Raw genomic sequence first — 12612 nt, 5'->3', positions numbered from 1 at the left:
ATGCACCGATAAGATTCCCCTCCTGCCTCACCTCCTCGAACAACGCATCGTTCTGCCTGCTTGAGCAGTATGCCCGCGCTCGCCCCGAGTTATTGAGAACGTACCGGGAAGCTTGCCAAGTGCATGATAGAGCGCGATTTCTGTGATCGGAAGGTTCGGAAGCCGTACGCTTTTCTCATAGTGACTTTGGCCTTGTTGTTCAGCCCCTCGATGACGCCGCTGGAGAACTGCTTTCTGGCACGGAAGTAGTTGAGGATCAGCTCCCGGTGCGAGCGCACGGTCCGGGCAAACTTCTTCATCGGCTCGATGCGTGAGCGCATCACCTGCTTGCACCACTGGTCGAGGAACTTGCCCGCCCAGACAGGAGAGATGTAGTCCCAGAGTTGCTGGAATTCTTCTTTGAGCAGATAGGCACGTACGCTACGTAAGTTGTACTGGAGTAGGTCACGCAGGCGAACACGTTGTTTGCCAGTAAGGTTCTCGCGTCGCGCGAGCAGGCACCAGCGGGATTTTTTGAGAACAGGCTCGTAGCCATCACGCGTCATGCGCCGGGCCTCATCGGCTCGCACCTCATCGATCGCTTTGTTCATCTTGGCAACGATGTGGAAACGGTCGAGGATGTTCAGGGCGTTCGGGCAATGACGCGCAATCATTTCGAGATAGGGCTTCCACATGTCCGAACACACGAATTCGACCTTCTCGCACAGCGGCTTGCCGATCATCGCAAAGAACTTCGCGAAGCTCTCCTTAGTACGTTCCTGTCCGACCCAGAGCAGTCGCGTGCAGCCGGCCTCGATCTGGTAGACGAGCGTGAGGTACTGGTGCCCCCGGCCATACTGGATCTCGTCAACGCCGAAAGCGCGAATCGTCCCGAGCTCACGATGATTCAGCTCCCAGTCGACTACCCATTCCACGGCATTGAAGACCTTCTCCCAGCTGGTGCGGAAACTCAGCGCGGTTTCTTTCCACGACAGCTTACGAGCCCACTGGGCCAGAAACAGCATGTATGCCTTGGTCAACGTATGCTTGCCGATGGCCCACGGTACCATCTCAACCTTTACGCCGCACCGACGGCAATCGACACGACGCATCGAATACAGCAGAATGACGGCAAAACCCCAGATCGGGATGAACTCGAAGTGACGTTCTCCGAGCGTATCGTAGCCGCTTGCGCGCTCGTTGCAGCACGAACAAACTGGTTTGGATCCCTTACGTGGGCGCACGTCAATCTCAATGGTCTGCGTCCTTTCGCACAGCCGCGCTCCCTCATAAACGAAGCCCGGGAAATGATGGCAGGAATTGAGCAAGCGGGTCAAAAGCATGGCTAGCAAGCGAAAAATCGTCGGTAATACCGCCATTGTCACACCCGGATCAAGCGATCTTGAACGACTCGTTCCAGACCTGCAGAACTGTCCCAGGTCCTGGAGCTTTGAGGAACAGGACATTCCGTTCGGACAGGATCTCGTCAAGATATTCACGCCGTATCTCCTGCATCTTCTGGACAGCGGTTACAGCCGAAAAACCCTGCACCAGCATCGGGACTTCATCTGGATGCTCGGTGGTCGTCTCGTTGAAGAGCGGCAGCTTTACCGCGAACTCAGGAAGCTGGACGCCGGCTCGATAGTGTTACGGTATATCGACGAGCAAGACGGTGGCCCGCTCCTGGATGACCGCTCTGAGCGCGAGCAAGGCCTCTTCGATGCCACCTGCCGAAAGCTATGTCGTTTCCTCAACGTCGCCTGAATCCATCGATTTCACCCATAGATTCCCCCGACGATCCTATTTTTTAACACAGTGGTACTTCTATGGGGCGTTGAAAGTCAAGCTCCCTTTTGCGGTTCATTTCCCGTCAGTATTCTCCCGTTTGAGCGGGTGGAGGTTGTCCACGGCCGGCCGGCGGGTCGCCGGTCACGACCACGACGCCTGGCCGGCGGTGGACAACCTCCACCACCATCCTCTCTGCCGCCATGATGGCGTTTCGGTATCCTTCATATAGCGCGTGTCTCTTCAACGACAGTACTGAGGTCGGGGTGTCTGATGTCCACGGGTAACTGCCCCGTGACCAACTTCTATCCGTGCCAGCCCCACTAGACTGGTCACCATATACCGCATGCGCAAAGCGCTGGAACCACCCCCGTTACGGAGGCGCGCCCCATCTAGAACTACGGTTATCCGCTGGATAACCCAACCACTGTCCGGGCGCGCTTCAGGCCGCTGTTGTCGATAGGCGTTAGCCGTTCAGGCCGCCACAGCTGCGCTGCGGGACGACTTCAGAGTGGCCCCAGGAGGAATCTCGCCGAATTCCAGATAGCGCCACAGGGCGATCGCCAGGCGACGCGCAAGCGCGACAATGCCGATGCGCCGCAGGCGCTTGCCCGCACCAGCGAATCGTTCATTGAACCAGCAGCTGAGCTGGCTGGCCGGCTGGAAGCGCAGCCAGCTCCATGCGAGTTCGACCAATAGCCAGCGTACGCGTTTGTTGCCAGCCTTGCTGATGCCTTGCTCGACTTCGCTGGTGCCGCTAGCGTAGGGCGTCGGCGCCAGGCCGAGGCAGCCGGCAAGTTCACGGCGGTTGTGAAACTTCCGCCAGCCGAAGAGTTCCTTGACCATGGTCCATGCACTGCCAGTGCCCACACCTGCGAGCTGTGCCAGCAGTGCGATCGCAGGTTGTGCGCCACTGCAGACCTGGTGGCGCTGCAGCGCCTCAAGCGTCCTGATTTGCCTGGCAACCAGCGACATCCGCTCGAATTCGCGTTCGATCTCGGCACGCAAACCTGGCAGCAGCTGCGCGGCGTGCTGCGCCCACCAGCACGTCCACGCGCGGCCGCCGATGCGCTCAACCCGCAGGTTGTGCAGCACCAGCAGCGAGCGGATCCGGTTGCTGTGAGCGGTACGCTCCTCTCGCAGACGCCCCAGCTCCCGATGCAGGCGGCGCTCGTCTTCCTGCCCGGCGGTGGGGATTCGTGCTACTGCCCACACCCGCCGCTCACCGCCGTAGTAGCGCATCAGCATCGACAGCAGCTTGTCGCTGTCGAGGCGGTCGGTCTTTGCGCGGCGCGCCCGCCGGTTCACTTCGATGCTGGCCGAGTCCACCACGAGGTTGACAATCCCCTGTGCACCAAGCCAGCGGTGCAGCCAGAAGCCATCGCGGCCAGCCTCATAGCAGCTGCGCACCGGGGCGTCGGTGGCGAGGTGGCAGCGCGCTTTGGCCCTCGCGATGGCCGCGACGACGGCCGCGGTATCGCCTGCGCGCACCGTACACCGACTGGGCGCGCGCTGGCCATCGCCCAGCGAAAGCTTCCAGCTCTTGTCGCCCAGTTCCAGGGCCATATACAGGTGGCCCACGATGGTCGTATCTTGCCCATGAAGGGCTGCGTGAGAGGTAGCCATTTGTGTGCTCCTTTGGAACGAGTATCGAAATCCTCGTTTTACTCCCGGGAGCTTACTTTCGCTGGCCCCTTACATAGTATCTAGTGGCACGCCCCCCGTCGACCCGACCGGTATGCCCCCCGTTGACCAGGCGGGCGACACACTATTCTGGGCAGGAGGTACGACCGGTTGCATCATCCCAGGTTGCCACGCGGGCACCCATCCGTTCCGGTTGGCCTTATACTCAGCCTCCATCGCCGGGCCGCATCCCGGCGCTAGCCCATTGCAACCGAGGGCGACACCGTGGTCGAACGGGTTGCCCCATTGTCCATTTCTGTGGTCCCAGTCGTCGAAGGTCTGCGCATGCGCGGCGTCAAAGCATTTCAACACGCCGGCGACGAAGCCGCCCTTGGACGGATCGCAAGCTGCAAGTGCAGAATCTGCCGCAGCAATACCGCAAGCGATTGCGAACGCTGCGAAAAACGCGCGCTTCAAGCCATCCGTCGACCTCGAAAACTTCGGCTTTTTCAAGGACTCGATGTGCGTCGAATGGGCGAGTGCCACATGTTCCGACATGACGAACCTCCATCGGAAGAAAGGCCTCACATCAGTAACGATATGGACTCCCATACAAACGCCGTGAGGCCAACAGCAAAGGGAGCAGCACGTGATCGCTGCATTAATAATCAACTGTGCGAGCGATTGATCCGTTAGTCTAATAAACGCGCCGTCATGTCTTTGGTTGGCTGGCTTTCTCGGAATCTTGTAACAAAGGTTTACGTCTCCGAACGCCTCGTTTTGCATCGTCTGAGCACGGAGGGTGCGGCGCGTCAATCAAGATGGGAACCCCGTCAAACCGGGAAAGACCTGGATTGAAGTCGTTCTCACACGAGGTGGCCTTTGCGTTTTGGGGAGGAAGTAAACGCTAGAATCGCTATTTGCCAGACGTAGTGGTGCAAATCTGGAACCGATAGAAATCTGAGCAGTAGCCAGTAGTGAGGAAAAGGTATGCAGAAAGGTAGGCTTCTTACAATTGCTTTCACTGTCGCCGCCGCGTCCTTCGCTGGGTGCGCGAGCATAGCCGAAAAAAACGCCGACCAGTGCGAGCAAATGATGCAAAGCAAAGCAGAACCCGCGCTCGTGTCGGTGAGCAAAACTGACCCGTCGCCTGACGGCCGCTCGGTGCTGGTAACTGGCGTGGTCGAAGATCAGCGCGTAAATACTGTCGTACCTGCAAAAGCGGAATGTCAGTTCAACGGTAAGTCGCTTGCAGCCTTTCATTGGCTAGCTCCCGCCACGCTGGCAGATTCAGGTGTCGCGCGTGCGAACACCGGGAACACGGAGCATTAGACAAACCGAAGGTGCGAGCATGACCTCGGCGTAAAAGAGAGCGTGCAAAACCTTGGGGGAGATCGATTGCTTTGCGATTCCTGAGTCTATAGCGTGGTTGCACGTGCTCAGCTCTCTCCGCGGCCGGCGTATGCCTCGTGGCGTCAATGTCCAGACGCTATGACGTATCACCATTGCGATACCGCAGCGGCACATGAAAACCGCAAACACCGACGCGTCGGAATTTCGGGCGCAGGAGATGGAACTGGTCAAGGCAGGGCGCTCACCGCAGGAGCTCGCGTGCAAGCTCGAGCCGGCTGCACCGCCATCCGACAGCGAAGGCAGGGATGGCGGCACCGGCCGGTATGAAGCACGTGTTCGTGAAAGCGAAGCAGCTGGGCCCGGTGCCTGATAAGGATACCTGCGTTATCTTCACCGTCTTCCGATTCCACCAGTCAAGTTCGCAAAGCCGCAATCAGGTTACGACGGTCGGTGCGTTCCTACCGGTGCGGACCGCGATGTCGGCCACCCGGCCGGCGATGGCGATCAGGCCCGCGAGCGCCGTCTGCGTGGGGATGTCATGTTTCGAGCTGTCGGCCTCGTATCGTTCAAGATAGACGCGCAGCGTCGCGCCTTCGGTGCCGGTGCCAGACAGCCGGAAGACAATGCGCGAACCTTCCGCAAAGACGAGCCGCACGCCCTGCTTCTGCGACATCGAGCCGTCCACCGGGTCCGTGTATGAGAAATCGTCGGCGGTTTCGACGATGAAGTCATCGAGTCGCTGGCCAGGCAGGGATGGCAGCTGCGCGCGCAAGTGCGTCATTAGCGCGTCCGCAGCCGCGCTGTCGATCGCCTCGTAATCGTGCCGCGAGTAGTAGTTGCGGCCGAAGCGCGCCCAGTGCTCGCGCACGATCACCTCGACGGGTTTGCCGGTCGCGGCCAGGAGGTTCAGCCAGAACAGCACCGCCCACAGGCCGTCCTTCTCGCGGATGTGGTTCGAGCCAGTGCCGTAGCTTTCCTCGCCGCAGAGCGTGGCCATGCCGGCGTCGAGCAGGTTGCCGAAGAACTTCCAGCCGGTCGGCGTTTCGTAGCAGCGAACGCCTAACCCGGCGGCGACGCGGTCCGCGGCCGTCGAGGTCGGCATCGAGCGCGCGATGCCCGCGATGCCGTCGCGGTAGCCGGGCGCGAGCGTCGCGTTCGCGGCGAGGACCGCGAGACTATCCGATGGCGCGACGCAGAAGTCGCGGCCGACGATAATGTTGCGATCGGCGTCGCCGTCCGAGGCCGCGCCGAAATCCGGCGCCGCCGCGCCGCTCATGCAGCCAATCAGATCGGCGGCGTTCACGGGGTTCGGGTCGGGATGATGGCCGCCGAAGTCCTCGAGCGGCTCCCCGTTGACGATGGTGCCGGCCGGTGCGCCGAGCATGCCTTCGATAATCGCCTTCGCATACGGGCCGCCGATGGCGCTCATGGCGTCGAAGCGCATTGTGAAGCCGCGCGCAAACAGCGCGCGGATCGCGTCGAAGTCGAACAGCCGCTGCATGAGCTCGGCGTAGTCGGCAACCGGGTCGACGACCTCGACGGTCATGTTCTCGATCGTATGCGTGCCAGGCGCGTCCAGATAGACGTCAGGCGCATCGCTGATCCGGTACGCCGTAATTGTGCCGGTGCGCGTGTAGATCGCGTCGGTCACCTTTTCTGGCGCGGGGCCGCCGTTGGCGATGTTGTACTTGATCCCGAAGTCACCGTCTGCGCCGCCCGGATTGTGGCTGGCGGACAGCACGATGCCGCCGAACGCGCCGGTCTTGCGGATCACGCAACTGATCGCCGGCGTCGAGAACAGCCCGCCGCGGCCCACGAGCACCTTGCCGAAGCCGTTGGCGGCCGCCATCTTCAGGATCGTCTGCACGGCTGCGCGATTATAGAAACGACCGTCGCCGCCCAGCACGAGAGTTTGTCCGACAGTGCCCTCGAGCGAGTCGAAGATCGACTGCACGAAATTCTCGAGGTAGCCAGGCTGCATGAAAACCGTCACCTTCTTGCGCAGCCCCGACGTGCCGGGCTTTTGCCCGGGAATGGGTTGTGTTGCAATGTTTCGGATTGTCATGTCCCTTCCTTTTGCCGGGGGTTCCAGCGTTGCCTTCCTGTTTGGCGGGGTATCCTTGCGTGCCTTCGGCCTTCGGCCTTCGGCCTTCGGCCTTCGGCCTTCGGTCTTCGGTCTTCGGTCTTCGGTCTTCGGTCTTCTGCCTTCTGGCTTCTGGCTTCTCCCAGATTCAGCCGCGACCTCGACACCAAGCCGCAGGTCTAGCAGGTCCGTAAATTTCGCGAAGTCGAATGAGCGCCACCAGTCAGGCGACGCGCTGGCAAAGCGCCGCGTGCCGAGTTTGTGTCGAAGTTGGGAGAAATAGAGGCTCACCCATTCGTCGACGAACCGGTGCCAGTCCGGCAGTGGCGGTATAACGGCGTCGCTATGGACAATGAAACCGTAAGAGACTGTACGCTTTCGGAGAACTGCATAGAACCGACGCACGACATCAACCAGCCGCCGCTACGTCAACTGCCGGGTCGTCCAAACGCTGAGCGTGCAACGGCTACGGCGTAAGCGCCCGGCTGCGCGACCGTGTATCCGTGCTGTGCCGTTCTCGTCCATCCGTCGAAAGCTTCATACGATGGCTGGTGCGGATTAAAACGCTCCCCGATAACCGACGGCGGTGTTTCGGCCATTGAGGACATTGGGGCGGGCCGGGTTCTGCGTCAGCAATCTGGCGGGTTGCTGACGGTCGCACCCGTGAACCGTTGGACGGAGGCCTCCTGAATTTGCGGACTCGCACTCCCGACCTAAAGCGTCGCCGGCTTCCGCCCAGTCTCGGTATTTGCTGCCAATTGCAGCGGTCATCCGTTACCGCTTACGTCGGATCGTAGCCGACCCATAGTGCGATATCGAGTGGCTCAAAATGGCCGATCCCCACAACGATACCAGCTTACCATCTGAGCCGGGACTGGTCTGACAGGGAAGTACGGCGAAGAGGTGCTACGGTTCGTAAAGTCCAAAATCGACATGCACAGCGTGTGGCTGCAGCAACTCATAGCGCGACGAGGATATAACTGCACAGCGGTTGCGCTGGCCAATCATAACGCGCGAGTTATCCAGGCACTACTCAACAGCGATGCCAGCTATGTTTCCCGAGGTATCGCCACATAGCCCGAGTGCTCAAACGCCTGGACTCTCCGCTTGATGTAAAGTGACCATCGACAAAAATGGCGCCAATCTTGCCGAGTCGAAGCGATCAATGCCCAGCGGGAAACGCCGGTCAAGGACCCACCAGTCAAAGTACCTATACAACATCATCGACCAAGACCTCCGCCGCTGACCACGGCCGCAAAATATAAGCAGTACTTTACATATTGATCTCCAGTTGCAGCCAAGGAGCGTTGTCGGCGCGAGCCGCAAGCGAACGTGCATCGCTGGTATAACGGTACCGCTTTGCGCATGACCAACGTGCGGCAACCTAACCGGTTTTGTCGCGGCAGGTCGACGACGTCCACGCTGTAGCGCGCGGACCGTGCCGGATGTCGACTTCCACGACTTGGTGCCGAGTTCGAGGTTCATGCACAACTCGCTTGGGATCGACGTATCGTTACTTGATCGCCGGGAAGGCGCTTGCCTTTGGATCGCCTTCGCGTTTTCGGGAGGGGGGAGTTAACCCACGAGCTAATGAAGCACCAACGCTCCTCACCCGGCAATCTCCAGCAACACCTCAGACAGCTGTTCTGGCATGGAAAGAAACGGAGAGTGGCTCGCCTCCAGTCTATGGACGGCCGTTTTCATGCCAATGGCCTCGTCCACGGCGGCGATCATGAATTCCTGCCCGGCCAGAGGGATTGCCCTATCTTCGGTGCAGCATAGATAATGCCGCTTCACTCGCCCGTACCGGGCGGGAGTCACCAGCGAAGACTCAACCGCAACACTCGCAGGTTCGTCACAGTGAAGCGAGGATTGGAAGGCGGACAATTCCCTTTCCTCTACGTCGCCATAAAAGGCCTCCCTTAGTTTAGCGCGATAGTCTGACGCTTCGGATTTGACGTCGATTCGCTGGGCGCCCACAGCTTGCGGATCGGCCATCAGAAGACCCGGCACCAACGCCGTCGCCATCGCCTCATAGTGATGGACACCAACGACCGACATTCCGGGAGGCAACATAAAGCCCGTAAGATAGACCGTACGGTGAAGGAGTTCCGGCACGGCTTCGGCTGTCGCAGACACGGTGAGACCCCCAAGCGAATGTCCAACCAGTACAATTTTGCTATTGCCTTCCGACGTCATCTGCCGGACTACGTCAACGACGGCCTCTGTACGCTGCGCCTGCGTGACGGCACGATTGGGCGACGGCTCGGTGGCGAAGCGGGCAGGATTTAGCGGGCGATGGTAAAAGCTTTTGGGAAAACGGGCGTTCGTGCCGGCGCCTGGTAAATCGATTGCCCGGCAGGCATGTCCCGCGGCCTGAAGCCGTGGCATCACCTTGTCCCACGTCCGGTTGGAATGCCACGCGCCATGAATGAAAACGAACGACGATTTCTGACTCGGCATGAGTCTCCCTCCTTGGTAAATCTCTTTTGAAATCAGGATTTTGGTGCGTTTATGCTGAGACGGCATTGACTAAGGATGAAGAATCATGACTCTGTGCGAAGCGACAGCGATCGAATGTATCGCGGAGGTTTCCACGACCGAAGTCGACGAAAGCGGGAGGTTCGAATATTTTTGTGATGCGGTCTGCCGTGTCTATTCCGGGATTCAGCCGGAACCACCTCGAGACGTCGCGTTCAATGCCAATTTCAAAGCTTATGCTCTGAAAGAATCGGTGCTGGCGTCTATCTCGGCGCCGGGTCATCTGGTTAGTCGAGGCGAGCGAGAAATCCGCAGACGGTCAGATGACAGCTTTTTCCTCAACTTCTGCGAATTTTCGAGCTATCGCGCCGAACATGCGGGAAAGAAATGGCAACTGCTTCCGGGTATGCCGTTCCTCATCGACAATGCTTTGCCTTTCCGCCTTGATTTCGACCGTCATAGCCCGATGATGCTCAGTTCGTTGCGCTTTGACCGAAATCTGCTGAATCTGGAGAGGTCTGGCGTCTCATTGCTCGATATGAACGTGGCGATTGGCAGCACGCATGCAGGACAGCAGTTGGCCTCACAGATGCAATTGATGTGCACGGCGCGACGCGCGGGCAAACTCTGGCTGGCGGACCTGATGAGCCGGCCGGTCCTCGGGCTGCTGGGCGTCGTGGCAGCAGAGGTGTCCAGCCGCCCAGGACATGAGCGGCTCAGCCTGGACAATATCAAGAGCGTCGCGTCGAGCCATATCACTGATCCTGATTTTGAAATTAGTTTTCTTGCGCGGATTTTTCACTGCACGGTGCGGACCATCCAGTCGCGCTTTGCTCAAAACACTGAATCCTTCTCACGGTGGCTTCTGGCGGAACGGCTAGAACTGGCACGTTTCAGATTCCAGGTGCCGGAATATTCCGGCCGAAGCACGGAATCGATCGCTTATTCCTGCGGCTTTCGTGACTGCAGCCACTTTCATCGGGCGTTCAAGGCGCGTTTCCTGGCACCTCCTGGCCACTTTCGCCGCTGAACCTCGATGGCTGTGCAGTTGGCCCCCGCCTGCGTCACGCCGTGAGGCTACGGCCCCGCCCCACGATCCGCGCGCCGGACTCACACATCGAGGCGAAGGCGGCGGCGGCCGGCGTCAGCGGCGGGTCTGCGCGATACACCAGGTGATTTTCGAACCCTTGTGATCGTTCCTTGAGCTTGATGGCAACGACCTCAGTGCCGAGCAAGCCACGCTTCGTAACCACGGCCGGCAGAAGAGCAAGCCAGTCGGTGCCGCTGATCAAAGCCGCGAGTTGCGTGAACGACTCGCAGGTCGCGGCTACGCGGGGCGGCGGCAGCCCTTGCTCGGCATGAAAGCGCGTGACCGTGCCACCCGGTCCGCCCGGCGACCCGAGCAGGATCCATTCGCAATCCGCCAGATCGCGAAGCGAGTGGGCGGCTGCGCGCGGGTGGTCGCGCCGTCCTACTACCACGAGGTCGCTCCTGAAGAGCGTCTTGCTCTTAAACCCCGGCCCCGGGCCTTCGTCGGGAACCGCAGTCAGCGCCAGCTCAATCAAACCTTGCTGTAACGGGGGAAGGAGCTGCTCATAAAGCCCGCTCGAAAGCTTCAGCTTCACTGCCGGAAACCGCCGGTGAAAGTCCGGCACCACCAACTGAAGTAGCGCTGCGGTGGGCGTAGGGCCGAGTCCGACATGCAAGGTACCACCGATATCCCCACGCGCGTAGTGTGCCTCCTCCACGGCGCGCCGCGCTTCGCGATCGATTAGTTGCGCGCGAGCCAGCAGGCTTTTGCCCTCAGGGGTTAACGCCACGCCCATCGCCGAGCGCAGCAGCAGCGTCACCCCCAGTCCCACTTCGAGCGCTTGCAGACTGTTGGTGAGCCCGGCCTGAGAGACGCCCAGTTCGCGCGCCGCACGCCGGAAGCTGCCGAATTCAACGATCGCGAGAAAGACGCGCAACTGCTGCAGAGTCATGAGAATACGAACGTTCCGATGTGATCGGAAAAGTCTATCACGATAGCTTTGGGTTCACTTCCCGTGATCGGAACGGATATCTAAGATTCCTCATCGGTAACGCAGCGGGTCCAGCCCGTTCAATGAAACGTAGGAGATGATCAATGAGAACGCAGGTGGCCATTATCGGCGGGGGCCCCGCGGGCATGCTGCTATCGGAGATGTTGCACCGGGCGGGTGTCCACAGCGTAGTGCTCGAGCAACGCAGTCGTGCATACGTTCTGTCGCGCATTCGCGCCGGTGTATTGGAGCAGGGCACGGTCGATGTGTTGCGGGCGAACGGGCTGGGCGAACGGATGGACCGCGAAGGTCACGCGCACGACGGCATGAAGATCGTGTGGGGCAGTAGTGACAGCTTCTTCATCGATGTCTATAAGCACCTCGGAAAGCGCTTCGTGGCGTACGGGCAGACCAACATTCAGGAAGATCTTTTTGCTGCTGCCGACCAGCGCGAGGCGACCGTCCTGACCGAGGCCGAGGACGTTCAGCCGATGGATGTGACGTCGGAACGGCCCTATGTCACATTCAAATATCGCGATGAAGCGATACGACTCGACTGCGACTTTATCGCCGGATGCGACGGCTTTCATGGCGTGTCCCGCAAGACGATTCCGCAAGGCGTGCTGCGCGAGTTCGAGAAAGTCTATCCGTTTGGCTGGCTCGGTGTCCTGTCGGAGACCCCGCCGCTGCCCGATATCGTGTATGCGAACCACCCGCGCGGCTTCGCGCTGGCCTCGATGCGCAACGAGAGGCTTAGCCGTTACTACCTTCAGGTGCCATTGGACACGAAAATCGAAGACTGGTCCGATGACCGCTTCTGGAGCGAACTCCAGGTCCGCTTTCCGCGCGAACTCGCGGATGCCGTGATCACCGGAGCGTCGATCGAGAAGTCGATCGCTCCGCTGCGCAGCTTTGTGGCTGAACCGATGAGTCATGGCCGTCTTTTTCTCGCTGGAGATGCCGCGCACATCGTGCCGCCGACCGGCGCCAAAGGACTCAACCTTGCCGTGTCTGACGTCTTCTATCTATCGCGGGCGATGGCCGCCTTCTACGAGCGTGGCTCGACGTCGCTGCTTGACGGCTACAGTGCGATGGCGTTGCGGCGCGTCTGGAGCTCGGTGCGCACGTCGTGGTATCTGACGAACCTGCTGCACCGTTTCCCTGCGGCAAGCGAATTTGACCAACGCGCCCAGGAATACGAATTGACGTACCTCAAATCGTCACACCACGCGCAAGCGGCGCTGGCCGAACAGTATGCGGGCTTGCCGTTCGAGGAGGCAGTCTGAT

Annotated in this window: 10 protein-coding genes and 3 pseudogenes; 7 read left to right on the top strand and 6 right to left on the bottom strand. The window is 60.1% G+C overall.

What is annotated here, in order from left to right; translation table 11 throughout:
* Positions 1–27: 27 nt before the first annotated feature.
* Positions 28–1322: pseudogene (locus P3T40_RS36075) on the bottom strand (ISL3 family transposase).
* Between P3T40_RS36075 and P3T40_RS36070 the strand changes: the two are divergent.
* Positions 1321–1743 (top strand): hypothetical protein, encoded by a 423-nt coding sequence (locus P3T40_RS36070; protein ID WP_429272470.1) that lies wholly within the window; start codon positions 1321–1323, stop codon positions 1741–1743. The pseudogene P3T40_RS36075 and the gene P3T40_RS36070 overlap by 2 nt on opposite strands.
* Positions 1744–2238: 495 nt before the next feature.
* On the opposite strand, the gene P3T40_RS36065 is transcribed toward P3T40_RS36070, so the two are convergent.
* On the bottom strand, positions 2239–3390 hold the full coding sequence (locus tag P3T40_RS36065; RefSeq protein WP_429272469.1) for an IS110 family transposase: 1152 nt from the start codon (positions 3388–3390) through the stop codon (positions 2239–2241).
* A gap of 69 nt (positions 3391–3459) precedes the next feature.
* Positions 3460–3945: a hypothetical protein gene (locus P3T40_RS36060; protein ID WP_429272468.1), complete on the bottom strand. Its 486-nt coding sequence runs from the start codon at positions 3943–3945 to the stop codon at positions 3460–3462.
* A gap of 432 nt (positions 3946–4377) precedes the next feature.
* Between P3T40_RS36060 and P3T40_RS36055 the strand changes: the two genes are divergently transcribed.
* Together P3T40_RS36055 and P3T40_RS36050 are read left to right on the top strand one after the other, a co-directional pair.
* The gene (locus P3T40_RS36055) at positions 4378–4719 is read left to right on the top strand and encodes a hypothetical protein (protein ID WP_429272467.1); all 342 of its coding nucleotides are present in this window, start codon (positions 4378–4380) and stop codon (positions 4717–4719) included.
* A gap of 193 nt (positions 4720–4912) precedes the next feature.
* Positions 4913–5110, top strand: coding sequence for a hypothetical protein (locus tag P3T40_RS36050; protein ID WP_429272466.1), 198 nt, complete (start codon positions 4913–4915; stop codon positions 5108–5110).
* A gap of 63 nt (positions 5111–5173) precedes the next feature.
* Here the strand turns inward: P3T40_RS36050 and P3T40_RS36045 are convergent, their stop codons facing one another.
* Positions 5174–6805: an alpha-D-glucose phosphate-specific phosphoglucomutase gene (locus P3T40_RS36045; RefSeq protein ID WP_429272465.1), complete on the bottom strand. Its 1632-nt coding sequence runs from the start codon at positions 6803–6805 to the stop codon at positions 5174–5176.
* A gap of 921 nt (positions 6806–7726) precedes the next feature.
* Between P3T40_RS36045 and P3T40_RS36040 the strand changes: the two are divergent.
* Together P3T40_RS36040 and P3T40_RS36035 are read left to right on the top strand one after the other, a co-directional pair.
* Positions 7727–7900, top strand: a pseudogene (locus P3T40_RS36040) (IS110 family transposase); the annotation flags it as partial.
* Positions 7901–7940: 40 nt separating this feature from the next.
* A pseudogene (locus P3T40_RS36035) lies at positions 7941–8063 on the top strand (IS6 family transposase); the annotation flags it as partial.
* Between the two features lie 368 nt (positions 8064–8431).
* Here the strand turns inward: P3T40_RS36035 and P3T40_RS36030 are convergent.
* Positions 8432–9286 carry an alpha/beta fold hydrolase gene (locus P3T40_RS36030; protein WP_429272464.1) on the bottom strand — a complete coding sequence of 285 codons (855 nt, stop codon included), beginning with the start codon at positions 9284–9286 and terminating at the stop codon, positions 8432–8434.
* An 85-nt stretch (positions 9287–9371) separates the two neighbouring features.
* Here P3T40_RS36030 and P3T40_RS36025 point away from each other — a divergent pair, with 85 nt between their 5' ends.
* A complete protein-coding gene (locus P3T40_RS36025; protein ID WP_429272463.1) occupies positions 9372–10334 on the top strand; it encodes a helix-turn-helix domain-containing protein in 963 nt (320 codons plus the stop codon).
* 34 nt (positions 10335–10368) lie between these two features.
* Here the strand turns inward: P3T40_RS36025 and P3T40_RS36020 are convergent, their stop codons facing one another.
* Positions 10369–11286, bottom strand: a complete 918-nt coding sequence (locus P3T40_RS36020) for a LysR substrate-binding domain-containing protein (protein WP_429272462.1) — start codon at positions 11284–11286, stop codon at positions 10369–10371.
* Between the two features lie 143 nt (positions 11287–11429).
* Here P3T40_RS36020 and pobA point away from each other — a divergent pair, with 143 nt between their 5' ends.
* Positions 11430–12611: a 4-hydroxybenzoate 3-monooxygenase gene (gene pobA / locus P3T40_RS36015; protein ID WP_429272461.1), complete on the top strand. Its 1182-nt coding sequence runs from the start codon at positions 11430–11432 to the stop codon at positions 12609–12611.
* Position 12612: the final 1 nt, after the last annotated feature.

Source organism: Paraburkholderia sp. EB58 (assembly GCF_050436665.1).
Taxonomy (GTDB): domain Bacteria; phylum Pseudomonadota; class Gammaproteobacteria; order Burkholderiales; family Burkholderiaceae; genus Paraburkholderia.
The sequence above is the reverse complement of the archived record's forward strand: the minus strand, read 5'-3'. Positions and strand labels throughout refer to the sequence as shown.

Excerpts from the sequence above, each read along its gene's own strand:
- P3T40_RS36070 (WP_429272470.1), top strand. The coding sequence starts at position 1,321 with ATGGCTAGCAAGCGAAAAATCGTCGGTAATACCGCCATTGTCACACCC.
- P3T40_RS36065 (WP_429272469.1), bottom strand. The coding sequence starts at position 3,390 with ATGGCTACCTCTCACGCAGCCCTTCATGGGCAAGATACGACCATCGTG.
- P3T40_RS36060 (WP_429272468.1), bottom strand. The coding sequence starts at position 3,945 with ATGTCGGAACATGTGGCACTCGCCCATTCGACGCACATCGAGTCCTTG.
- P3T40_RS36055 (WP_429272467.1), top strand. The coding sequence starts at position 4,378 with ATGCAGAAAGGTAGGCTTCTTACAATTGCTTTCACTGTCGCCGCCGCG.
- P3T40_RS36050 (WP_429272466.1), top strand. The coding sequence starts at position 4,913 with ATGAAAACCGCAAACACCGACGCGTCGGAATTTCGGGCGCAGGAGATG.
- P3T40_RS36045 (WP_429272465.1), bottom strand. The coding sequence starts at position 6,805 with ATGACAATCCGAAACATTGCAACACAACCCATTCCCGGGCAAAAGCCC.
- P3T40_RS36030 (WP_429272464.1), bottom strand. The coding sequence starts at position 9,286 with ATGCCGAGTCAGAAATCGTCGTTCGTTTTCATTCATGGCGCGTGGCAT.
- P3T40_RS36025 (WP_429272463.1), top strand. The coding sequence starts at position 9,372 with ATGACTCTGTGCGAAGCGACAGCGATCGAATGTATCGCGGAGGTTTCC.
- P3T40_RS36020 (WP_429272462.1), bottom strand. The coding sequence starts at position 11,286 with ATGACTCTGCAGCAGTTGCGCGTCTTTCTCGCGATCGTTGAATTCGGC.
- pobA (WP_429272461.1), top strand. The coding sequence starts at position 11,430 with ATGAGAACGCAGGTGGCCATTATCGGCGGGGGCCCCGCGGGCATGCTG.